The organism is Flavobacterium sp. Root420, assembly GCF_001427905.1.
In the GTDB taxonomy this organism is placed as follows: domain Bacteria; phylum Bacteroidota; class Bacteroidia; order Flavobacteriales; family Flavobacteriaceae; genus Flavobacterium.
Genome location: NZ_LMEF01000031.1, coordinates 188690 through 213471 on the forward strand (window position 1 = coordinate 188690; position 24782 = coordinate 213471).

Genomic DNA, 24782 nt, shown 5'->3' on the forward strand with positions numbered 1-24782 from the left:
CTTACTGGCATTGTCCGGTAGAGCCTCCAGCTTTATGATTCGTATCAACTGGGTCATCACCTCCAACTATCATACGCATGTTCTTTAATTTTGCTACTTCAAATTTTTCCAGATTAAATTTTTTGTTTGGCTGTTTTTCTTTGTTTTTCATAGTTTTTTTTAAAATTTATTTGTTTATATGAAACGCAAATTTATATTCTCTTTCAATTATTCAATCAAAACACTTGGCTTTACTTGTCGGAATTCGGGAATTCCGTTCTTTTAGAGAGTGTAAAATATTGATTTTATTTAGTTTAATTATTTTCTAGTTTTTCTAGTTCTTTGATAAAATAGGAAGGTTTAATACCTGTTTTTTTGAAAAATACTGTCGAAAATGATTCAGCATTATTAAACCCAAATTCAGTAGCAAGAGCGTGAATCGTATATTTTCGAAGTTTTGGATTCTTTTTTAGGACCTCAATAGCATGTTCAATTCGTAAATCATTAATGTACTGAATAAATGTTTTGTCTTTATATGTATTTATAATTTTTGAAATATACTTACTATTGGTTTTAAATGTAGCAGAAAGTGTTTGTATACTTATATTCGCCTGGAGGTATTCTTTTTTATATTCGAAGCGATCTAATTTTTCTAAAATTTGTTTGACCAATTCCTCAGCAATACCAATTTCTGTTTTACTAACGTTTTCAATTTCAACTTCATTTTGTGTATTATTTATTGAAATCTTATTTGAAATCTCTTTTTGATTTATAAGTTTTTCGAATCTGAATCTGTATTTGTTTTTTTGTTTCTGTTGATAAATTCCAAAACAACCAATAGAAATAGAAACTAATAAAAGAGTAGAAATACCCCAATATGATTTTTGTTTATCATTTTTCAAGGATCGTATAAGCTCTTCTTTTTCTAAAAACAAGTGTGGAGTATCATATTCTTCTCTGACTATGGCATTAAATTCTTTATAATTTTTCTGAAGAATGCTATCAATTTCCATATATACAGTTATATATTTTAGCTGATTTTCTTTATCTCCTTTGTTTTTGTAAAAATTAATTAAATAAGGATAACCTTCAATAAATTCAGTACTAATTTCTTTGTTTTTTTTATAAATTGAATCTACTTTGATAAAGTTTTTTGAAGCTGTTTCCTTATCTCTCAAACCATCGTATGTTTTTCCTAAATAATAGTATGAGGCCAATATGTTACCGGTATCATTACTAGTAATTATTTCTGGTAATGCTTTATTTATGCTATCTTTTGCAGCTTTGTAGTTCTTTTTTAGCAATTGATTGGCGCCTTCATTAAGAATAAAAAGATATTGATATTTTTTGTTTTTAGTAATCTTCGATTCATTATAACCTAATTTGTTATAATAAGTCGTTGAGTCTGTGTTTTTAAGTGATTTATAGCAATCAGCAATGCCAAAGATAATATCCTGATAATAATAAGAGTATTGAGAAGATCTTACGTCTTTTGTCTTATAAAAATTATAGCATTTTTTATACAAAATCAGCGCTTCGTTATAATCTCCTAAATCTTCTGATTTTGTGGTACCAATAAAGTTTAAAACATTATAATAGAAATCGGTATTTGTTTTAAGTGCAACTTTTTCAGCTAAATTATAATTAGCCATTGCCTCTTTAAATTTAAATTGTCTTTTAAGCAAGTCGGCTTTCTCACAATAGGCAGAAGCCGGAAAATATTTATCATTGGTGTTTAACGAATATTTTATTACACTGTCTAAATATGCAATAGCCTTGTTATGATTTTTATCGTAATACAAAAGTGCAAACTGGTAGTTGGCTTTTGCTTTTCTAATAGCTATATTTTCAATGTTAGCTTTAGCTAAATATGCTTTCGCACATTGTAATTGTAAGTCCTGATTGTTTGGATTTGCAAAATACAAATCATGTAATTGATCATAAGAAAATTGGGAGAGATTCTTTTTTTGAGATTGTCCTAATAATGAAAATGAAGTTAGGAGTAAAAAAAGAATTTTATTCCATTTTAAGTGGGTCATTGAGATTCGGCTTTTGACAAAAATACAGCAAATACAGTAACTTTTTATTTAAAACAGTGATTTTTCTTATAAAACCACAACTGGTTGATTTTTAGTTTTTTAGCTTGTTTTAAATGAGGAAATTCAGGAAAACCATGTCTGAATTCAGGAATCTCGATAGTAATAGTTTGTTATACTTATGTTACTACTCTAGTTTTGGATTCAGAAAATTAAACATACAATGTTACATGTTTAAGAATGATAATTACGATTCTTACTGTTTTGTAATTATGTTTTTTTTGATCAAAGAGATACAGTAGTAATTAATTTATGCAAAAATAGTACCAGAAATCCCACTATAGTTTTGTGCAAAAATGCTATTGATGCACAGTTTCAACTGATAATTTGGTTTTGTCTTCTTGCCAGATTGAATGCCAAATAAGGAGCAAAAAAGAAATTTTGAAACTTAGGAAGAGGAGTAAGTTAAAAATCGATTTTAACATTCTTAATTAGTAGTTGCAAATACTGACGATAGAATTTTAGATAGGCTGCGCTGCCAATGTCCAAGAGGAAGTAAATGACATTAAAAGAAGCTTCATAATTAATAAATATTTTTAAAATTAAGAAAATGAAAAATTCAAATTTAAAAAGTTTAATTACTAAATCAAAATTAGACAAACCTACGTCAGATATTACAATCTTGAATATCGAGTCAATGAGTACATTAAAAGGAGGAATTGACCCGCCGATCGTTCAACACAATAAAACTTGTAATGGTGCGTGTTAAATAGATCAAATTACTAAGGTCAAATTACTGAGATCAATAATTTGATCTCAGTAATCATAAAAAACTTATATCATGAAATTAAAGCTATCCCATTACACTATTATTACACCTATTGAAGATGTTATTATTGTTTATTCCACCAGGAGCAATAAAACACTGATATTAAAGAGAGAATTTCAGGAATTTTTAGATCATGCAGAATTTGACAAACTACCAGCTGCGGTTTTAGAAGAATTAATAAATGATGAAATAGTAATATCATTTAATGACGATGAATTACATGAAATTATAAAGCAGAACAATGATTATATAAAAGATGATACCACTTTATATCAAATTATCCAGCCTTCGGCAAATTGCCAGTTAGGTTGTGGTTATTGTGGGCAGGTACATACAAAGAATCAATTGGAAATAGAGAATTATGAACTTCTCGTGAATCGATTGGATTATAAGTTGTCCCAAAACAAACAGTTAACCCAATTGCATATAGGCTGGTTTGGGGGCGAGCCGCTAATGGGGATACAAAGTATCAGAGAATTATCTGTGAAATTTCAAAAGCTCAGTTCAAAATACAATATTGATTACTCTGCAAAAATGGTTACGAATGGACTGGCCCTAAAAAAGAATTTATTTTTGGAGTTGGTAACAAAATATAATGTAAAAAGTTTTGAGGTCACTTTAGACGGAATTGCGGAATATCATGATAAAAGAAGGTTTGTAAAATCAGGAAGTAAATCCTTTGATTTGATCATGAATAATTTAACAGATATTTTCGGTATCGAAAATTTTAATGACCTTGGCGTTCAGATTTCCATTAGATGTAATGTCGATAAAACGAATTATGAAAGTGTTACTCCCTTAATAGAATTATTAAGAGCAAAGAATTTCCATGATAAAATTTCAAGTTTTTATGTTGCTCCAATTCACTCGTGGGGTAATGAAGCACACTTGGTTTCATTGGAGAAAATCGAATTTGCCGATAAGGAAATCGGGTGGTTGATCGATCTCTATAAAAATGATTTTAATCCCTGGATCATGCCCTCACGGAATAAACAGGTATGTATAATAGTAAATCCGAATTCAGAGTTAATTGATGCAAATGGAGATATTTTCAATTGTACAGAAATATCGTATGTGCCTTCGTACGAAGGATCAGAGTATGTCTTGGGCAATATCAAAAATATTGCACACGACCACGAATTCGAAAACAAACCGTTATTAAATTGGAATGAAACAATTCTTAAAGGGGAAACAGAGTTGCCATGTCCCACTTGTAAAATGCTTCCTGTTTGTGGTGGACAATGTCCTAAATCATGGAAAGAAGGTATAGTAGCCTGTCCTCCCTCCAAATTCAATATTGAAGATAAGTTGGCACTTTCCTATTTGATTTCGGAAAAAGGAATTGATTTTTTAAAAATAAATTAATTTTATGAACAGAAATACATTTAGAGGTAAATTAGAATTAAATATAAATACTATTATTGAATCCAATAAATTCTATATTGATTCTGAAATTTTTTCAGCAAATTTTAAAACTATAATAGAAAAGTACTGTGAAAATAAAATCGCATTTTCTTATTATATCGCGCTTTATAAAAAAGCATTAGCTGAGGCAAGAAACGGTAATATTACATCAGCGGCATTGCTCATAGAAAAAGCATGTAAAAATGTGGATTTTACTTTTTTTTCCGAAGATGAGATTAATGTTTATAAGCTTCAGAGTTTTACTATAGATGCTTATATGCTTTATAAAAAAGAAGATTTTTTTGGTTCCATACAGAAAACTTTTGAAGTAATGGAATTGGATAATTTATTTGAGAGTGAATTTCCTTTCATTTATTTTCATAAAATCCAACAGTTGCAAAATATCAGTAGAGTTTATTTAAAATGCAGCGACTATCAGAATTTTACGAAAACAATAGATTTGATGTTTCAAAATTTACTGTTTAATCACAGCGTGAAATTCGAAGACGAGTTGTTTACTAGTAAAAATCTGGATTTGAATCTGGATTTAAGGATATTAATGACGTATCAGGTGTTTTTTGAAACAATTCGCTTTCTGGAAAAATCGGATGAAAATGAGTTACATCATTTTAATGCCTGTTTCAAAACAATACTAGTGAATAGAGATAAAGAATCTGTCTTTACCGACTTAAATGGAATATTGCACTGGGCAGCAATTAAAAATGACTTATTAAATAACGAAACAATTTCTGAATCTTTAATTGATAACTACTTACATTCTTCTAAAAAATTTACTGATGAAGTTCCTACTTTATCGCTATTACGAAGCTTGAAAAATAATTTAGTTCCTCAAAAATAAATGGCAATCACTTTTACCCACCAACATGACCAAATGGACTGTGGTCCTGCGTGTTTAGCTATGATTGCCAGTAATTATGGAAAAAATTATGGCTTGCAGCATTTGAGGGAGCATTCATTCATTACCAAAGAAGGTGTTTCATTATTAGGTATAGCCGAGGCTGCCAATAAAATCGGCTTCGAAACAGTTCCTGCAAAACTAACGCTTGGAAAATTAATAGAGCAAAAAAAAAGTTTGCCGGTAATTCTTCATTGGAATCAAAATCATTTCGTAGTTCTTAAAAAAATAACTAAAAATAGCATTACAAAGAAATATTCTTTTCATATTGCGGATCCTGGTCACGGCCTTGTAAGGCTAAACCAGGAAAATTTCGATAAAGCCTGGCTCTCTGATCATAATCAGGGAATTTCATTATTTCTTTCTCCAGGCGAAAAATTCTATGAGCAGGTACCTCCTAAAGAAGATAAACTTTCAATAAAGTTTATCTTGAGTCATTTATTGCCCTATAAAAAACAATTAATAACTACGTTCTTTTTACTTTTTTTGGGCAGCTGTCTGACCCTGGTTCTTCCTTTTCTTGCGCAGGGCCTTATAGATAAAGGTGTGGTTATGAAAGACCTAAACATTATTTCGATAATTCTCTTGGCGCAATTGGGTTTGTTTCTCGGCACTTTGACGATCGAAGTTATTCGCAATTGGCTGATGCTTTATGTGGGTACAAAAATAAGTATTACGATAATTTCTGATTTTTTAAAAAAAATATTGTTATTACCCATCCGTTTTTTTGACACTAAAATGATGGGCGATTTTAATCAGCGTATTCAGGACAATGAGCGGATTGAACATTTTTTGACTTCCCAAAGTTTATTGACGTTTTTCTCCATTATTACTTTTTCCGTATTTTTTGGGGTATTATGGCACTATGATTTTTCTATTTTGCTGGTTTATTTTTTACTGACAGTAACTGCAATAGCTTGGTCATTCTATTGGCTTAGAAAACGAAAAATTTTAGATTATTTCAAATTTCAGCTCCGCAGCGAAAACCAGGAATCCATTTATGAAATTATAAATGGAGTTACCGAAATAAAACTCAATCAATTCGAAGATATAAAAAGGGAAGAATGGGAAAAATTGCAGCAAAAATTATTCAAAATCAATAGCCGGATTTTAAAAATTGATCAAATACAGCTTTCGGGCTTTGAATTCATCAATCAGGTAAAAAATATAATGGTCACTTTTTTGGCGGCAACCTACGTAGTAAAAGGGACTATGACTCTTGGTGCGCTTTTAAGCGTTTCATACATTATTGGACAAATGAATGCACCGGTTAGCCAGTTAATCAGTTTTCTTCGTTCCTTGCAAGAGGCGAGATTAAGTTTAGAAAGACTTAACGAGGTGCAAAACCATACAACTGAAGAAGATGAAACGTTTAAATCAGATTTAAATAATTTACCAATAGAAAACAAGGATGAAAAAGGAATACAATTCAAAAAAGTAAGTTTTCAATATGAAGGTCCCAAATCTCCTTATATCTTAAAAAATATAAATTTGTTTATACCCGAGGGTAAAATTACTGCTATTGTTGGATCAAGTGGCAGCGGGAAAACGACATTGATGAAGTTGCTTTTAAAATTTTATAAGCCTACACAAGGAGATGTGTTTTATGATTCAGTTTCTTTGGATTCTTTGTCACCAAAAAAATTAAGACAAGATTGTGGTGTTGTTATGCAGGATGGTTTCATTTTTTCTGATACTATAGAGCGTAATATTGCTACGGGAGATGAAAATATTGATAAGGAAAAACTTCGAAATGCAGCTCGAGTTGCTAATATTGAAAATTATATTGAATCATTGCCTTTGAAATACAATACAAAAATCGGCGCAGTAGGAAATGGGATTTCAGGAGGACAAAAACAGAGAATATTGATCGCAAGAGCTGTCTACAAAAATCCTCAATATATTTTATTTGATGAAGCAACTTCAGCTCTTGATGCCGAAAATGAAAAAGTAATCCACGACAATTTACAAGAATTTTTCCAGGGAAAAACCGTTTTGATAATTGCCCACCGTCTTTCGACTGTTAAAAGTGCAGACCAAATAGTGGTATTAAAAAATGGCGAAATTGTGGAGCAAGGTAGTCATAGTGAATTAGTCACTAATAAATCAAATTATTTTAATTTAGTGAAAAATCAATTAGAGCTAGGCAATTAGATTGCTGTTCTATGCTGGGTAGCCTATTGTACTTCTGATATAATACACACTTAATAAAGTATATTTTATATAAAAGAATCATAAAAATAAGAGTTGAAAATCAGTTGTTTAAACTAGATTAAGATCTGGAATTCAAGAGAATTAGGTCTGAATTCAGGAATTTCGATAATAGTAATTTGTTATGCATCGTTTAACATTCTAGTTTTGGTATCAGAAAATTAAAAATAATAAAATAATAAAATTAAAAATTTAATATTTAAAATGGTAAAAATAATTGTTGTAGCTCTTTTATTTTGCAGCTCTGCTTTATTTGCACAAATAAAAATAACGGGTAAGGTCGTCGATGCCGATAATAATCCCATTGAGTTAGTTGAAGTTTTGTTAATAAATAAAGATTCAATTGCATTAAGAAGTGATATGACTGATAGTGACGGTAATTTCATGATAGCTTCAGAAGCAGATAGTTATCTTTTGCAAATAAAACAAATGGGCATTATATTATGGAACAAAAAAATAATGATCAATGAAAATACAGATTTTGGAACTATTAAAATAATAGAAAAAAAAGAAAAACTATCCGAAGTCGTAATAAATACTCAAAAAAACATTATAATACGAAAAGTTGATAGGTTGGTCTTTAATGTGGAAAATTCTATTTCGGCGGCAGGTGGCGACGCAGTTGATGCATTAAAATTGACACCTGGAATTAGGGTTCAAAATGATGTTGTAAGAATGATTGGAAAAAATAACATGGTCTTAATGGTAGATGAACGAATAGTACAACTGTCTGGAGATGATTTAATAAATTTCTTAAAAACAATTTCTTCGGATAATATAAAAAGTATTGAAGTCATTACTGCGCCGCCGGCTAAATATAGTGCCGATGGAAACAGTGGATTGATTAATATTAAATTAAAAAAGGCAAAAAAGGACAGCTGGAGTGGTATCGTTAGATCCAATTTTGAACAGGCAACCTCTGCAAGGGCAATGTTAGGAGGTAATTTTTCTTATCAAAAAGATAAATTTGGACTTTTAATTGATTTATCTAAACGTAAAGGTCAATCTATTTATACGAATGACATCAATTATGGCTATCCAACTGAAAATTGGTTAATAAAAAAATTAGACAAAACAAAATTGAATACCTTAAGTTCTTTAATTGGAGTAACTTACCAGGTGGCTGATAAAACCAAAATAGGATTTCAATATTTAGGAAGTTTAAGCAAACCTTTTATTAATGATGAGAATACCACTTTAATTTCTGAAGATAAAACAGCTTTTTTAAAAAGCGAATCTACTTCAAAAGGATATACAGACAAGAGGATCAATAACCATGCTGCGAACTTAAACCTGACAACAAAATTAGACACGTTGGGCAAGCAGTATGCAATAGATTTAGACTATTTGACTTACGAAAATTTAAAAGAAAATGTTTTTAATAGTCAAGAGAACAATTATGTAAATAACACTGCTACTAATCAACATACTGATAATGAGAATTTGCAAAGAATAACTAATTTTTCATCTGGTATCGATTTTGAAATGCCTTACGGCTGGGCAAGCTTAAATTACGGAGCGAAAATTAGTTTTACAGAAAGCAATAGTAAACTAAAAACTGATTTTTTTGATGTTGTAAATGGAGTTTATGAACTAAACCTTGCCCAAAAAAACAGTTTTAATTACAAAGAAAATACGCAGTCGTTGTATTTATCGGGAAATAAGAAATTCAAAAAACAATGGGAAATAAAAATGGGTGTTCGAATTGAATTTACGCAAAACTCGGGTTACTCAGAAACAAATTATGCAACAAATAAAAAAAAATATTACAAAGTATTTCCAACAGCTTATATCTCTTATAAACTCAATGATAATAATACGTTGGCAGCAAATTATTCACGAAGAATAGGCAGACCGTCTTATTCTGAGCTAAATCCTGCTCGGTGGTATTTTAATTCGAATTCTTACGAAGAGGGTAACCCGTTTTTGCAACCTTCATTTTCTCATAATGTAGATGTATCACACACTTTTAAATCGATATTAGTCTCTACCCTTTCTTTCTCCAAAATAGAAAATGGATACGGGCAGCTCACAGTCCACGATAAAATTGATAACATTCAAAAATTTGAGAGACTCAATTACTATGATTACAGGTTTATTGGTATTGATGAAACCATAACGCTTGATTTATGGAATAGCTGGAATTCGTCAAATAATATCGGGACTTACTATATTGAAACTAAAACATATTCACAATATCTACAACCTCAATATTCAGGCTGGGGCGCATATTTTTCCTCAACAAATAGTTTTAATTTAAATAAAAGCAAAACATTTACCAGTCAATTTACTTATTCATATAACTTTCCAACCAAATCATTAGAAGGTAGAACCTCTGCTTATTCTAACCTTGATATTGCTCTTAAATATTTAGTATTGGATAAGAAATTACAATTATCTATCGCAGTAAATGATCCTTTTAAAACGAATTTTTATACCTTTTATTCACAATCCGAAAATGTGAATCAGTCTTTTCGACAATATTATGATTCGCAGCTTTTCAGATTCACAGTCTCTTATAAATTTGGGAGTAGTAAAATAAATCAGGAAAAAAGAAATTTCGGTAACCAGAATGAAAGGAGCAGAATAGTAAATTGATTTTAACATTCTTTTTATTTTGTAGTTGCAAATACTTAAAACAAGAATTTTAGATAGGCTGCGCAGCCAAAGTCCAATCAGAAAGTTAATGACTTTAAAAGAACTTCATAATTAATGGATATTTTTAAAATTAAGAAAGATGAAAAATTCAAATTTAAAAAGTTTAATTGGTAAATCTAAACTAGAAAAACCAGCGTCGGATATCACGATACTAAATATTGACTCAATGCGTGCATTAAAAGGAGGGATTGATCCGCCTATTATTCAGCACAACAGTGGTTGTAATGGTACATGTAACGGTGTGTGTTAATTTATGAAATTACTGGGATCAATAATTTGATCTCAGTAATTATAAAAGCATAAAAATAAATTGGTGCGATCATACAGAACGCTCTATATAATGGCAGGGTAGCTTCTACTAATTTATATTTGTTTAAAGGTAATCCTAGATACATGAATCTTTCTATTAAATTAGAAGTAAAGCCAGTATAGCTTTTATTGAATTTTTCAGAATATAGAATGTAAACAAGAAATCATCCATAATAAAAGGTGTTATAAACGAAAAAACACCAACTTTTTCAAGTGGTGTTTTGTCCTTAGTAGCCCTGACGGGACAATTCTCGAACCATTTTATTGATGATTTAAAAAAAATGCGATATTTAGTAAATGATTATTAGAAAATAACTTTACTGCAATTCTAGTTTACATAATCATTTTATACTTCATTTTTTTTGTTCATTTTTTTCCTTTAATCTTTTCGCATTCTTTAGACTATTGTTAAGCATCCACTCAATTTGACCATTGACACTACGAAATTCATCACTAGCCCATTTTTCAATTGCTTTCATCGTTTCTGAATCAATTCTTAATGCAAATGACTTTTTTTCAGACATCTTTTTATTGATTTAAAGTACCGGTATTTATTACAGGTTTAGTTTCACTATCGCCACAAAGTACTACCATTAAATTGCTTACCATTGTTGCTTTTCTATCTTCGTCGAATTCTATAATTTCTTTATCTGCTAATAGTTTTAAAGCACTTTCAACCATGCCAACGGCGCCTTCAACAATTTTATGACGTGCTGCAACAACAGCCGACGCTTGTTGTCGTCGTAACATCGAATGAGCAATTTCAGGAGCATAGGCTAGATATCCAATTCTTGACTCTATTACTTCTATTCCGGCAATTTCTAATCGTTGCGTAACTTCGTGTTCAAGTGCTTTGTTAACGTCATCAAAATTAGTACTTAATGTTACGGTTGCTCTCTCATCTTCAAAATGGTCATATGGAAAAGAACCTGCAAGTTTTCTAACAGCCGAATCTGTTTGAATTCTAATGAATCCCTCATAATTATCAACTTCAAACGTAGACTTAAATGTATCTTTAACTTTCCAGACTAATATAACACTAATCAAAATAGGGTTTCCCATTTTATCATTAACCTTAATTTTTTCGCTTTCAAAGTTTCTTGCACGCAAAGACAAACTCGTTTTATTATAAAAAGGGTTTACCCAAAACAAACCGCTTTGTTTAATACTGCCCTTATAATCTCCAAACAATAATAGAACTTTTGAGCTGTTCGGGGCTATTACAATAAAACCCTTGGTTAGAAGAATAGATATTAGAAGTGAAATTACCGCTAAGATCATGTTGTTTGAGATAAAACCATAAAGCGCTGCTGCTATTGATAATAATACAATGACAACAACCAAATAACCATTAAAGGGTATTAAAACTTTTTCTGCTTTCATAATGAGTAATATTTAAATGATATTAAATTGATATCATAAAGATATATATTATTTTAAAGTAAAAACGTTTTTTTACTTTATAAATTTAAAAACAAAAGAAATGGTAGAATTAAAGTAGAAATAATCCTGATTATACAGATTTGCAATTTGTGTTCTTGAAAAAATCAAAAAATGCTTATAACAAAAAAGCTCCAGATTTCTCTGAAGCTTTGTGTCTTAGTAGCGGGAACAGGACTCGAACCTGTGACCTTCGGGTTATGAGCCCGACGAGCTGCCTACTGCTCTATCCCGCGATGTTTCGGGTGCAAAGTTTTTGGGAAATCCAACGAAAACTTTAAAAAATGTTTTATTTTCTGTATTGAGTTGATATGACTACCTTTGCAAAATAAATAGTACACAAATGTCACATAAAGCAGGTTTTGTAAACATCATCGGGAATCCAAACGTTGGAAAATCAACATTGATGAACGCCTTTGTTGGAGAAAGATTATCCATCATTACATCAAAAGCACAAACAACTCGTCACCGCATTCTTGGAATCGTGAATGGCGAAGATTTTCAACTTATATTATCGGATACCCCAGGAATCATCAAACCGGCTTATGAAATGCAGGAGTCGATGATGAACTTCGTAAAATCGGCTTTTGAAGATGCTGATATTTTAGTTTATATGGTCGAAATAGGGGAGCAGGATTTAAAAGACGAAGCTTTCTTTAATAAAATCATTCATGCTAAAATCCCGGTTTTGTTATTGTTGAATAAAATTGACAATTCGAACCAGGAACAATTAGAAGAACAAGTGGCATTTTGGACAGCTAAAGTACCAAACGCTGAAATTTTCCCAATCTCAGCTTTGCAGAATTTTAACGTACCGGAAGTTTTTGGAAGAATTATCGAATTGCTGCCTGAATCTCCAGCGTATTATCCAAAAGATCAATTAACAGACAAACCAGAGCGTTTTTTCGTAAACGAAACCATTCGTGAGAAAATCTTGTTGAACTACAGCAAAGAGATTCCGTATGCGGTTGAAATCGTTACGGAGGAATTTTTTGAAGATGAAAAAATTATCAGAATCCGTTCTATAATTATGGTAGAGCGCGAAACCCAAAAAGGAATTATCATCGGACATAAAGGTGCTGCTTTGAAAAAAGTAGGAACAGATGCTCGTGCTGATTTAGAAAAGTTCTTCGGAAAACAAATTCATATTGAGCTTGTTGTTAAAGTGAACAAAAATTGGAGAAGTAATGCCAATATGCTGAAACGTTTTGGATACAATCAATAATTTTTCCTAAATGGACCGCTCTTAATTTATGCAAGTTTCAACGAAGTATTCAATACCAATATGTTTAGGACTTATATTGATTGTGGGTTTAGCACTTTTTTTTGGTACGGACGAGAAAGCGGTTCCATCAAAACCTGTAATCAAAAAAACGGAACCTATTGTACAAAAAAACTCAGTAGATTTTGATACAACGGATTGTTCTGATAAAGAGGTGAGATTGTTTTTAAGCGAATTCATAAAACAATTCCAGACCAATAAGGTTTCGAATATTAATAAGTTCATAGATAAAACTAGTGGATTGGCAATCTTTGTTAAGGATGGATATTATCCCATTTTAAGTTTTTCGGATGGAATTGATGACTGGATCGAATGGTTTGATTTTAAAATCTATGAAAATATAGAATTTGGAAAATTTCCTGAATATCTGGGAGATGGCGAATTTAAAAAGACAGGTTTTTATTATGTGAAATACCAAAATAAATTCCGTTTGGATGATTTTGAGGATACTTACAGTAACCGGTCTGATGAAGATAAAAAGCCATTTCGAAAGCTCGAAAAAATGTGCAATTACAGAGCTGATGTAATGTCTGTCGACAAAAGCAGGGTTTTGACATTGTATTTTAGTATTTATAAAAATAATAAATATTTGGTGGGCATTACTCAGGATACTGTAGATGATGTTTTGTACACAGCTCCGGAAAAAGAGTTTGTACCAATAGATACAGAAGAGCAAGTCGAAGCATTTTTATTAAAAAACAGAAGGTTTTGCGATGTAGAGAATAAGGCATATGTTGATTTTGATAAAAAAGAGTTGGTGTATTGGGATTTTGGAGATGAACCTTATCCGTTTAGTAATTATAAAATAGGTCCTTTAAATGTTATTTCGGCTAAGATCAAAATTCGGGATATTACATTTTTTAATGTAAAGGAAGAAGATGGGTTTACTTTAAAATTATCAAATAAGGGAGATTTTAGTTCTTACAGAATGGGGGCGAGACCGCAATATATTTATGAAAAGTGTAAATAATTAAAAAACACTTATCTGAAAATTAAGAAGTTGAGAGTTTTTCCGGAGGTAATCAAAACAGATTATTATTTTTAATGTTGGCTTAATTTCTTAATAGCTCGAAATCCTAGCCCTGATAGAAGTGGAAATCCTTTTTCTGGCTTCTTTAGACAGGAAAAGATTGCAACGGATGCAGGAAACAGCTCCCGAAAACAATCCTTAATAGTACAAGAATAACAATAAAAACCTTAGGTATTTAGAAACATGGCAGATTAGCCACTTTTTTACCTACCTTTGCAAAAAATTAAAATAAAGCATTTTGGATTTATAAGTAATTGATTATAGGATACTAAAATCGATAAATTTAAAATCTAAAATCAAAAATTCAAAAAAATGAATAACATTGTTGCGATAGTAGGAAGACCTAATGTAGGGAAATCAACCCTTTTTAATAGGCTGATACAAAGAAGAGAAGCTATTGTAGATTCGGTTTCTGGAGTTACCAGAGATAGAAACTACGGTAAAAGCGAGTGGAACGGAAAAGAGTTTTCTGTAATTGATACCGGCGGATATGTTCGTGGATCTGATGACGTATTTGAAGGTGAAATTCGCAAACAAGTAGAGCTTGCTATCGATGAGGCTGATGTTATTATTTTTGTGGTTGATGTAGAAGAAGGAATTACGCCAATGGATGATGTTGTTGCGCGCCTGTTGCGTAAAGTGACAAAGCCCGTTTTATTGGCTGTAAATAAGGTTGATAATGCAATGCGTGAAAAAGATGCGCTTGAGTTTTATAATCTTGGATTGGGAGAGTATTTTACTTTTGCCAGTATTTCAGGAAGTGGAACCGGAGATTTATTGGATGCTCTAATTGAGTCTTTCCCGGTAAAACCAGAGCCAGTTCAGGAAGAGGTTGTTTTACCACGTTTTGCTGTTGTAGGACGCCCGAATGCCGGTAAATCGAGTTTTATTAATGCCTTAATTGGTAAAGAGCGTTTCATGGTAACGGATATTGCAGGTACTACGCGTGATGCAATCGATACCAAATTTGACCGTTTTGGTTTTGAATTCAACTTAGTTGATACTGCGGGAATCCGTCGTAAGGCTAAGGTGAAGGAAGATTTAGAGTTTTACTCTGTAATGCGTTCGGTTCGTGCAATTGAGCATGCAGATATTTGTATATTGGTTATCGATGCAACCCGCGGATTTGAAGGGCAGGATCAGAGTATTTTCTGGTTGGCAGAGAAAAACCGTAAAGGTGTTGTAATCTTAGTAAATAAATGGGATTTGGTGGAGAAAGACACCATGTCGACTCGTGATTACGAAGCAAAAATTAAGGAAGAATTAATGCCTTTTACTGATGTGCCAATTTTGTTCGTTTCGGCTTTAACGAAACAACGTTTATTGAAAGCATTGGAAGCTACAGTTCAGGTTTTCGAGAATAGAAAACAAAGAATTCCTACTTCTAAATTCAATGAATTTATGTTGAAAGTTATTGAAGCATATCCACCGCCAGCGACAAAAGGTAAATATGTAAAAATTAAATACTGTATGCAGTTACCAACCTTAACACCTCAGTTTGTGTTTTTTGCCAACATGCCGCAATATGTTAAAGAGCCCTATAAAAGATATCTTGAAAATAAAATTAGAGAAAATTGGGACTTTTCAGGAGTGCCAATCGATATTTATATCAGAGAGAAATAATACTAAAATCCCCGCTACAACGGGGATTTTTTTATGCCTGATTTCAAATTTACAAAAATTGTCTTTCATTTAATTGGCATGTTATTTGAATAAATGTAAAAACTACAATTAAACCTTTTTTGGTTTTTGTAGTCTTACTATTCTAACTAACCAATTTTATGACCAGGATTTATTCATTTTTACTGTTTTTTCTTTTTTGTTTTGCTGCAAATGCCCAGAACGATATTATCGTTAAAGGAACTGTGGTTGATATCAATACACAACTACCTCTCGAGCTTGCCACTGTTTATTTTACTACTGTTAAAGATTCTACTATAATAGAATACGCTACTACAGACAAAAATGGTGTTTTTAGAATAAACACCAAAAAATACGACAAACCTGTTTTGCTAAAAATAAATTACGTGGGCTATCAGCCTTATATTGAAGAGCAAAAAGGACTTTTAGAAAGCAAAGATTTCGGAAAATTATATGTGCTTGAAAATGTAAACGCATTGGATAATGTTGTAATTAAGACTGCCGCTCCGCCAATTACAATGAAAAAAGATACCTTGGAATTTAACGCTGCTTCGTATAAAGTGCGCCCGGATTCTAATGTAGAGACTTTATTAAAACAGTTGCCCGGCGTTGATGTGGATAATGACGGAAAAGTGACCGTAAATGGGCGGGAAGTAACACAGTTTCTTGTCAACGGGAAAACATTTTTTGATAAAGATGGCGCTTTACTTTTGAAAAACTTACCTGCAGAAATTATAAAAAAGATTCAGGTTTCAGACTTTAAATCTAAAAAGGAAGAACTGGCCAAACAAGAATCTACTTCTGATTATTCGTCAATTAACCTGACTATTGACGAGAAGAAAAATAAAGGGTATTTCGGAAAAATATTAGGAGGTTATGGTTCTGATGATCGGTATGAAAGTAGTCTGATTATGAACTTCTTCAATAATAAACGAAAGATAAGTGTTTTGGGATCTTCCAATAATATCAATTCAACCGGTTTTGCCCAGGATGAAGTTTTTGATAATATGGGAGGCGGAAGAAATAATAGCAATAGAAATAGCGGTGCTGCAGGCAACGGAAAAGGAATTACGCAATCTAATTTGTTTGGTGTTAATTATACAGATGATTGGAGTGAAAAATTGGCAGCAATGGGCAGCTACAACTTTGCAAATACAATCAATAAAAATGAAAGTAAATCGAATCAGCTTAGTTTTTTGCCAACAGGAAATATTATCACCGAATCTGATGCAAAAACAAGAAATGAAAATACGGGCAACAAAGCCAATTTTGAGTTAGAATATAAAATAGATCCAACTACCAGACTTGTTGTGGCCCCAAAATTAAATCAGTCACGATCAAATAGTGATTCATCTTCGTCTACTTCTTCAGTAGATGAAAACGGTGATGCCCTGAACGAAAGTAGTGCTAAATCATACAATGAGAGCACGAACACGAGTTTTGCCAACACGATCAATTTTAATAAAGTGTTTAAGAAAAAAAATCGCAATCTAAGTTTTGTTTTTGATAACAATAATTCAAATACTGAATCGGATGGATGGAATCAATCTCAAACTATTTTTTATCAGGATAGTAAACCGGATGATTTGAGAAATCAGAATATTAAAAACAGTAATACAAGTGATTCTTATTCGGCAGATATTGAATATACCGAGCCTATTACAGATTCTTTACGCATAAGATTTGGATCTGATTTTGACTGGAAAAGCGAAGTTAAGGATCAAAAGACATTTGATTTTGATGCTGCTTCACAATCGTATTCTGATCTTAATGAATCGTTAAGTACATACACAACTTCCAGACAAAATTCGATTAGTCCAAAGATGGGAGTTACTTTGCAAAAAAATAAATTTACCTTAAATCTGGATTCTAAAACGTCTATTGTTGGCTTTGATAATTATTCGTTGTACTTAGGAAAAGAGACGGAGCTGAATAAGAAATATGCTTTGCCTTTTGCAACGGCACAGTTTCGATATAAATTCAGCCGATCAAAAAACCTGACTTTAAAATACGATTATTCAAGCACGCTTCCGGCAGCAAATTACTTAATGCCAATTGCCAATTTAACGAATCCATTGAATACGATTATTGGTAATCCGAATTTAGATCCTGTGGAGAAAAATACGGTAAACTTCAATTTCAGAAATTTTGATTTCAGAACCCGTTCAGGTTATAGCTTTATGGCAAAAGGTGATTATTACAGCAATGATATTTATGCAACATCTGTGTATGATGACAGTGGTAAAAGAACGACATCTTACATAAATATATCAGGAACTTATACAGTTTCGGTTGGCGCCAATTGGAGCCAGTCTATAAAACGAGATGCCCATGTTCTAAGATATGGTCTGGCACTTAATGGTAGTTATTCTTTTGATAAAGGATTTACCAACGCCGTGATGTACAATGCAAAATCTACGGCTGTTACTCCAAAGGTATATATGACTTATGAATATGGAGAAGTGCTTACCATTTCGCCATCTTACAGTCTGTCTTATAATGAAACAAAATATGAGAATTACAACAGAGATGCTAGTTCAAATGTACTTCATAGAATTAATTTGCAAACAACATCTTATTGGCCGGCAAATCTAATTTTCGGAAATGATTTTAGCTATAGTTATAATTCTAATATTTCAGACGACTTCAAAAAGGATTTCTATTTGTGGAATACCAGTTTGTCTTATGGTTTTTTTGATAAAAAGCTTTATGCGAAAGTAAAAGTTTACGACGTTTTGAATCAAAACCAAAGCGCTACCAGAACAATCTCTGCAACCTCTATCCGTGATGAAGAAAATACAGTTTTAAAACGCTATGTAATGTTTTCGCTAGCGTATAAAATTGGAAACTTTTCAGCTAAAGAAAAAGGGCAAAGAAGAAGAGGCGCAGAGCGTCAGGGAGGAGAAGACTAATTATTTTATCCCGACACAAAATGTTTTTAGTTTGATCGTATAGTCAGGATTTAAAGGTTCATTGGTTTGAGCTAATCTTTGAGATCCAACATTGGCCGGACAAGCAATATCATTAGTAGCATCATAAATGATTTTTGTACCGTTTGAAGCGAGCATTAACGCTTTAGGAACATACACCTGAACTGTGGTTTTAGAGTAACCTGAAGGAAAATAACGAACATAATAGCCATCTGGATGCAAAGTCCAGATACCACTTGGAATATCAGTTCTTGCAGGGGCAATACCCGCAAGTATTGCATATTTTTCCATTTCATCATAAGAATAATTTCCTGATGCTACCAATTGGCGGATTTTATTTTCTGCTTCAAAAATAGCTTTTAAATCATCAGGCAGTTTATCCTTGGCTTTTTCCATTAAATTTCCTGGCAAAATACCCAATACTCCTCCTTCTAATTGTGTAAGCTGTATAGGAGTTAATAAAGCAATTGCGGTCAGTTTAACAGTTCCATTATAGTCAGCAAATTTTGTTCTTGCTATAATGGTCCATAATAAAATCTGAATATCATGTTGATTAATTTCCGGATGTTTTTCGGCACTTTTTAAAATTGCGGTAACAATTTCTTCTTTAGGCCCAAGAACAGGAGCAAACATATAACCGTCTCCTGATGAGGGAGCAAATGTTCCTGCATGCAGACAATAACTTTTAGTTGTCATTTCATACAATCCTGCACAAAGTACAAAACCACCATCGGGTGCTTTTGGTAATAAATATAAGGGTTGTGCTTTTTCTGTAATTGAAAAATCAGGCATTTTAGAGCCTTCCTGATTTACATCTTCAAATGAAGTTGTAATGGCGGCAGGCTGTTTCAAAATTTTGTCTAGACCTAGTTTTTTGCTGGCTAATGAAGTTCCGGCTCCTAATATTTTATCTTTTAGATCACCAAATTGTGCCTGAGAAGATTGTATATAAATAAATTGAAAAAGGATTACAAAGAAGAGTTTTTTTATAATTTTCATTGCCAGTGGTTTATGTTTTGGAAAAGTATGGCGAATGTAAGTAAAACTTTTTTGTAATCTAAAAAACTAAGACAATAACTATTAAATTTAACAGGAATTAGCTTTTTGTTTTTCGGTTTATTCGATGGTAAAGCGTGAAACGGATAATATCACGATCGTAAAAATCAACACCACTTGCACGTCGTTGAAAGCTTTTTAAATAACCCACTTCTAAGCCAATATTAGGATTGAAATGATAACGCAAAGCAGCATAAATTCTGTTTTGATCGAAAGTATTTCGCTTGTTATCTTTTCCGAAATTAAGTAGAATTTCATCAGAAATAGTGCCTTTTAAACTTCGTTTTTCTTTTTTCCAAAGATCAAAAGTCGATTGTAACCGATATCGGAATCGGAAAGAAAAAGAAAAATCATCAAGCAATTCCGTTTTAGTAGCTTTTTGTATAAAACGTTCTTCTAACTGAAAACGATTGTGGAAAGTGATTTTCGCAATATCATTAATCAACGTTATGTCTTGCTGAGCGCGGTATTCGGGAATTGAAAAATCAGGATCAATATGTGGATCTTGTGTATTGGTATTAAAAAAAGCAAATCCTCCGCCTAGATCTACCAGTTTAGTGGCACGATATCTTCCCTGAACTCTTATTACAAAAAGATTTTCATGAACAGGATTCAAAAAACTTCGGTTATCAAATTCAGAATGTAAGGCCCATCTTTCGGTTAAAGGCAAAATATTGTAATATCGAATCCAGGTCAGGGTTTGCTGGTCGATATTGTGTTTGGTTTGCGCAATTCCAAGCTGACTTAAAAGGCCGAGAAAGAAAAATAGTCTGAGAATTTTCATTTATATAAATTCAGGCTGCGAATATATACAAATCAAAATGTATTTAAGGAAGATTAAAATGGGTTTAAAATGCTTTTTTGTGATTATAAAAAAAGCGAGGCAAGTTTTTAAACCTGCCTCGCTTTGTATTTTGACTTTAATTAATTTCTTATAAGGAATATTTCAATGTAACTCCATACGTTCTTTGATCTCCGATTACACCAGCGTATTGTCCAGTGTTTCCTCCGGCAGGCAATAATTGTTCGTAGTAATCTTTGTTTAATAAATTACGTCCCCAGAAGTGAACTGATAATCCCTGAGCGGCGCGGAAACCTAAACGAGCATTGAAAATCGCATAACCCGGAACTACTAAATATTTTGAAGCAGAAGGGCTTGATGAGAATTCAGAACGTGCGTAAGAATCAAGACCTAAGAAAATTTTACCAGCATTTCCAAAGAATTTTGCCTGATCAGAAAGTTCTCCGCCTAAAGATCCTGCCCATCTTGACGCACCAGGTAAATCGGTTCCTGAAACATCTTTAAAGGCTACCGGAGCTCCTGTTTCTTCTAACGGAAGCGGTGCATTTGTAAATTTAACATAAGTACCTTCAGTGTAAGTCGCGGCTCCATTAATTGTTAAGTGTTGATTCACTACAAAACTAGCATCCAATTCAGCACCTCTTACACGTACTTTGTCTGCATTGGCAAGATATCCACGGTTTACGCCTAATTCAGCTGCCTGAACGTTTGTTTGGAAATCTTTAATTTCTGTATTGAAGAAAGCCAAATTGAATATTGAATTTCTAAAAGGAGAAGTTTTTACTCCCACTTCGTAATGATTTACTTTTTCCGGTTTAATTACCGCGAGCTCAAGCAAAGGCTGTCCTTGTGCATTTGTTGGTAATCCCGCAACGTTTACACCAACTGGCTTGTAGCTTTTTGCATACGTTGCATAAGCGTTAATTTTGTCAGATGCTTTAAACGTTAAGGTTAAGTTTCCCGAAAAGTCGGTATTGTCAGTACTAGAGTCAAATGCCTGATCTGAATAAACCAATTTTTTCAAAGCCAGTAAGGCAGGATCCGTTGTTTGAAGACCTCCGTATGTTGTACGGGCATAATGCGCGTCTTTTTTATCGAAGTTATATCTTAAACCTGGTAAAATATGTAAACGATCTGTAATAGCCCAATCTAATTGACCAAATACTGCCGCACTTGAAGCTCTGATATTCGCATCCGTTTTGATTCCGTATCCTTCAAAAAGACCCGGAGTTTTCCATAAGTTGCTGGTTGTACTTTGTGCAAATCTCCATTGCGCATTTCCAGATTCTTCTGTACCATCTGTTTGAGACGTTTGATCGATGAAGAATACACCTGCAACTCCGCTTATTTTTTCAGTAAGCTGTCCTGCGTAACGTACTTCTTGTGTAATTTGTGTTTGTCTGGTAGGATTTTGTGATTTAGCTAATACTTGCAATCCTGTAAAATCTCTGTCATTTGATGGATCCCAGTTCCAAAAACGCCAGGCTGTTGTAGAGGTAAGTGTTCCACCTCCAATTTTGGTGTCAATATTAAGTGAGATACCTCCCATGTCTTGTCCTGAGCGCCATGGCGTATCGTGATCAATTTTACGATCAAAGGCATTTAAACTTGGCAATTGATAGTTTAAATCTTTAATAATGGCATCAAACTGACGGTAAGCAGCTCTTTGAGTAGGAGCAACTCCTGCTACAACCTGCGCATATCCATCTGGACGTTGTGTTGTAATATCTGCTGCTAAAATAATATTTGTATTTACTGTTGGCGTCCAAAGTAATTGACCTCTGATTCCCTGATTGTTTAAAGTATTTGTTGGTCTTCCCGTAACTACATTATCAATTAAGCCGTCACGTTGTGTTCCTGAAAAGGACAGACGCCCCGCCACTTTTTTGCCTAAAGCTCCAGTAACCGAAGCTTTTGCCTGCAAAAAGTTATAGTTTCCGTAGCTTACTTCAAAATCAGCTCCTGAGGTGAAGCTTGGTTTACGAGTGGTAATGTTAAAAGCTCCTGAAGTGGTATTTTTACCAAATAAAGATCCTTGTGGCCCACGTAATACTTCAATTTGTTCTACATCTATAAAATCCAGCGTTGTTGCAGCCGGACGTGCATAATAAACACCATCAACATAGAAACCAACACCAGGATCGATTCCGTCATTTGTTAATCCGAATGGAGAACCAAGGCTACGAATATTAATTCCGGTATTTCTTGGGTTTGATGAATATAACTGAACAGAAGGCACTAATTCTTTAATACGATTCACATTAAAAGCTCCGGTTTGTTCCGCCTGTTTTCCTGTAATAACAGAAATTGCAATGGGCACATCCTGAACTTTTTCGATTCGGCGTCTTGAAGAAACCACAACTTCTACAAGTTCATTTTCTTCTTTTAATGTTACTAGTAATGGCGTTGCCGGAATAGCGTTAAGTTCTATTTCTGTGGTTTTGTAACCAACATATTGAACTAGAATTGTTACTGGAAGTTTTCCTTTGGTATCAATTGAGAATTTCCCGCTCGGATCTGTAGCAGTGCTGAAGGTTGTTCCTTTGATAACAACGTTAACTGCTTCTAATGGAATATTTTCTGTAGTTGTTACGACACCTTCAATATTTTGTGCGTAAGATGTTGTAAAGGCTAATAGTAAAAAGATACTTGTTAGTGATATTTTATATAGATTTTTCATTTTTATATTAAGTATATGTAATTAGTAGAATTTAAATTAAATTTTTTTTACCAACACAGACACATCATAAATGAATTGTTTTTCACAGTTGTGAATTGACTATAATTGTTTTGCAAAAGATTTTTTGATACACCTGATTTACTGGAATGTACTTTCATGGGTTAAAAATTTGTAAATGATTTGTTAATTATTTTTGGCAAATATATACAAATTCTATTAAACCTATAGAGTTTAGGGAATATTTTTTTATTTCTTTACTAATGAAGCGATAGTAATCCCTTCCATTGCCTTCAAAGTTTTGTCTCTTATAAGAAGTAAACCGTGACGCAGGCTGCATTCAGACTCGGTTTTGCAATCGGAGCAAGGCTCGTAAAAGTTTAAAGAAGCACAAGGTAAAAGCGCAATTGCACCGTCAAATAAACGATGAATTTCGGCCAAAGTAATTTCATTTTTGGATTTTATCAGATAATAACCGCCAAATTTTCCTTGCTTACTACTCACAAAACGTCCTCGTTTTAGATCCAATAAAATTTGTTCTAAAAACTTTTTAGGAATGTTGGCGCCATCAGCAATTTCTATCGTTCGTGAAATGTGATTTTCGTCTTGTTCTGCTAAATAAAGTAAGGCCTTAAGGGCGTATTTTGCTTTATGTGATAACATCTATCTTTAATTATGAATTATAAATTGTGAATTATGAATTTTAACTTGAAACCTGAAACAAATAAAACCTGAAAAAAAAGCTACCAGCCTCCGCTAGAACCTCCTCCTGAGAATCCGCCTCCGCCAAATCCTCCACCGAAGCCACCGCCTCCGCCGCCAAAACCACCTCCTGATGATCCTCCGCCGAAACCACCAAATCCGCCTCCGCTGCTTCTGCCAAGACTACTCAGTAGAATTACATCCATCAGACTAGGGCCTCCGCCGTTGTTGCCAGAATTTCCTCCACCGCCTCTTTTGTTTCGAGACAGTAAAATTAATACAATTACAACAATTACAATGAAAGGTAATATCGGAAAACTTTTTCCTTTGGTTTGTTTTCTTTCGCCTTTAAATTTTCCTTTAAAAACATCAATTATAGCATCCGTTCCTTTGTCAAGTCCGTTGTAAAAACTTCCTGCTTTGAACTCCGGAATAATAATATTTCGAATTATGGTTCCGCCAATTCCCGCCGTTAAACGATCTTCAACTCCATATCCGGGATTAATGGCAATTTTTTTCTCATTTTTTGCCAATAAAATTACAACACCATTATCGTCTTTTGCAGTTCCACCAATTCCCCAGGTTTGTCCCCATTTTGTAGCTAACTGACTAACATCTTCTCCTTTTAAACTTTCAATAGTTATAATAACGATCTGAGTGGTAGTAGAATCTGAATAGCGAACTAGTTTTTCTTCCAGTTGTGCTTTTTCAGTAGAACTTAAAATATTGGCATAATCATAAACCGAAGTCTGTAAACTTGGTTTCTCCGGAATTGTAAATTGTGCAAAAATGCAATTGGTGGTAAAAAAGGCTATTAAGAGAAAGGATAATGTAAAAATTCCTTTTGACTTTGATATTTTGTTTCTGGAAATTTTCATTA

Annotated in this window: 18 protein-coding genes and 1 tRNA gene; 9 read left to right on the top strand and 10 right to left on the bottom strand. The window is 32.9% G+C overall.

What is annotated here, in order from left to right; translation table 11 throughout:
• Position 1: 1 nt before the first annotated feature.
• Both ASC72_RS24165 and ASC72_RS19840 read right to left on the bottom strand, forming a co-directional pair.
• Positions 2–151, bottom strand: coding sequence for a hypothetical protein (locus ASC72_RS24165; protein ID WP_157849294.1), 150 nt, complete (start codon positions 149–151; stop codon positions 2–4).
• Positions 152–293: 142 nt separating this feature from the next.
• Positions 294–2018, bottom strand: a complete 1725-nt coding sequence (locus ASC72_RS19840) for an AraC family transcriptional regulator (RefSeq protein ID WP_056194978.1) — start codon at positions 2016–2018, stop codon at positions 294–296.
• An 838-nt stretch (positions 2019–2856) separates the two neighbouring features.
• Between ASC72_RS19840 and ASC72_RS19845 the strand changes: the two genes are divergently transcribed.
• The 5 genes from ASC72_RS19845 (at position 2857) to ASC72_RS24170 (ending at position 10283) form a co-directional block, all read left to right on the top strand.
• Positions 2857–4209, top strand: coding sequence for a radical SAM/SPASM domain-containing protein (locus ASC72_RS19845; protein WP_056194981.1), 1353 nt, complete (start codon positions 2857–2859; stop codon positions 4207–4209).
• 4 nt (positions 4210–4213) lie between these two features.
• A complete protein-coding gene (locus tag ASC72_RS19850; RefSeq protein WP_056194985.1) occupies positions 4214–5107 on the top strand; it encodes a hypothetical protein in 894 nt (297 codons plus the stop codon).
• Entirely contained in the window at positions 5108–7318 is a 2211-nt protein-coding gene (locus ASC72_RS19855) for a peptidase domain-containing ABC transporter (protein WP_056194988.1), read from the top strand.
• Between the two features lie 261 nt (positions 7319–7579).
• Positions 7580–9973: a TonB-dependent receptor gene (locus tag ASC72_RS19860; RefSeq protein WP_056194991.1), complete on the top strand. Its 2394-nt coding sequence runs from the start codon at positions 7580–7582 to the stop codon at positions 9971–9973.
• Positions 9974–10112: 139 nt separating this feature from the next.
• The gene (locus ASC72_RS24170) at positions 10113–10283 is read left to right on the top strand and encodes a hypothetical protein (protein WP_157849295.1); all 171 of its coding nucleotides are present in this window, start codon (positions 10113–10115) and stop codon (positions 10281–10283) included.
• Between the two features lie 412 nt (positions 10284–10695).
• Here ASC72_RS24170 and ASC72_RS23795 read toward each other — a convergent pair whose 3' ends face one another.
• The 3 genes from ASC72_RS23795 to ASC72_RS19870 form a co-directional block, all read right to left on the bottom strand.
• Positions 10696–10866: an Arc family DNA binding domain-containing protein gene (locus tag ASC72_RS23795; protein WP_082564369.1), complete on the bottom strand. Its 171-nt coding sequence runs from the start codon at positions 10864–10866 to the stop codon at positions 10696–10698.
• Positions 10867–10870: 4 nt separating this feature from the next.
• On the bottom strand, positions 10871–11725 hold the full coding sequence (locus ASC72_RS19865) for an SPFH domain-containing protein (protein WP_056194993.1): 855 nt from the start codon (positions 11723–11725) through the stop codon (positions 10871–10873).
• Positions 11726–11945: 220 nt separating this feature from the next.
• Positions 11946–12018 (bottom strand) — tRNA-Met (locus ASC72_RS19870).
• A 107-nt stretch (positions 12019–12125) separates the two neighbouring features.
• On the opposite strand from ASC72_RS19870, the gene era reads away from it, so the two are divergent.
• The 4 genes from era to ASC72_RS19890 all read left to right on the top strand — a co-directional run bounded on the left by era (position 12126) and on the right by ASC72_RS19890 (position 18647).
• Complete coding sequence (gene era / locus ASC72_RS19875) at positions 12126–13007, top strand: GTPase Era (RefSeq protein ID WP_056194996.1); 882 nt, start codon at positions 12126–12128, stop codon at positions 13005–13007.
• A gap of 28 nt (positions 13008–13035) precedes the next feature.
• Positions 13036–14034 (top strand): hypothetical protein, encoded by a 999-nt coding sequence (locus tag ASC72_RS19880; protein ID WP_056194999.1) that lies wholly within the window; start codon positions 13036–13038, stop codon positions 14032–14034.
• 372 nt (positions 14035–14406) lie between these two features.
• Positions 14407–15717, top strand: a complete 1311-nt coding sequence (gene der, locus ASC72_RS19885; protein ID WP_056195001.1) for a ribosome biogenesis GTPase Der — start codon at positions 14407–14409, stop codon at positions 15715–15717.
• Positions 15718–15875: 158 nt separating this feature from the next.
• A complete protein-coding gene (locus ASC72_RS19890) occupies positions 15876–18647 on the top strand; it encodes an outer membrane beta-barrel protein (RefSeq protein WP_056195004.1) in 2772 nt (923 codons plus the stop codon).
• Here ASC72_RS19890 and ASC72_RS19895 read toward each other — a convergent pair whose 3' ends face one another.
• From ASC72_RS19895 to ASC72_RS19915, 5 genes are all read right to left on the bottom strand, one after another.
• The gene (locus ASC72_RS19895; protein ID WP_056195007.1) at positions 18648–19664 is read right to left on the bottom strand and encodes a hypothetical protein; all 1017 of its coding nucleotides are present in this window, start codon (positions 19662–19664) and stop codon (positions 18648–18650) included.
• A gap of 97 nt (positions 19665–19761) precedes the next feature.
• Positions 19762–20505 carry a DUF2490 domain-containing protein gene (locus ASC72_RS19900; protein ID WP_056195010.1) on the bottom strand — a complete coding sequence of 248 codons (744 nt, stop codon included), beginning with the start codon at positions 20503–20505 and terminating at the stop codon, positions 19762–19764.
• Positions 20506–20653: 148 nt separating this feature from the next.
• Positions 20654–23203, bottom strand: coding sequence for a TonB-dependent receptor (locus ASC72_RS19905; RefSeq protein WP_056195012.1), 2550 nt, complete (start codon positions 23201–23203; stop codon positions 20654–20656).
• Positions 23204–23449: 246 nt separating this feature from the next.
• Positions 23450–23863 carry an Rrf2 family transcriptional regulator gene (locus ASC72_RS19910; RefSeq protein ID WP_056195014.1) on the bottom strand — a complete coding sequence of 138 codons (414 nt, stop codon included), beginning with the start codon at positions 23861–23863 and terminating at the stop codon, positions 23450–23452.
• A gap of 80 nt (positions 23864–23943) precedes the next feature.
• On the bottom strand, positions 23944–24780 hold the full coding sequence (locus tag ASC72_RS19915) for a YgcG family protein (RefSeq protein ID WP_056195016.1): 837 nt from the start codon (positions 24778–24780) through the stop codon (positions 23944–23946).
• Positions 24781–24782 lie beyond the last annotated feature (2 nt).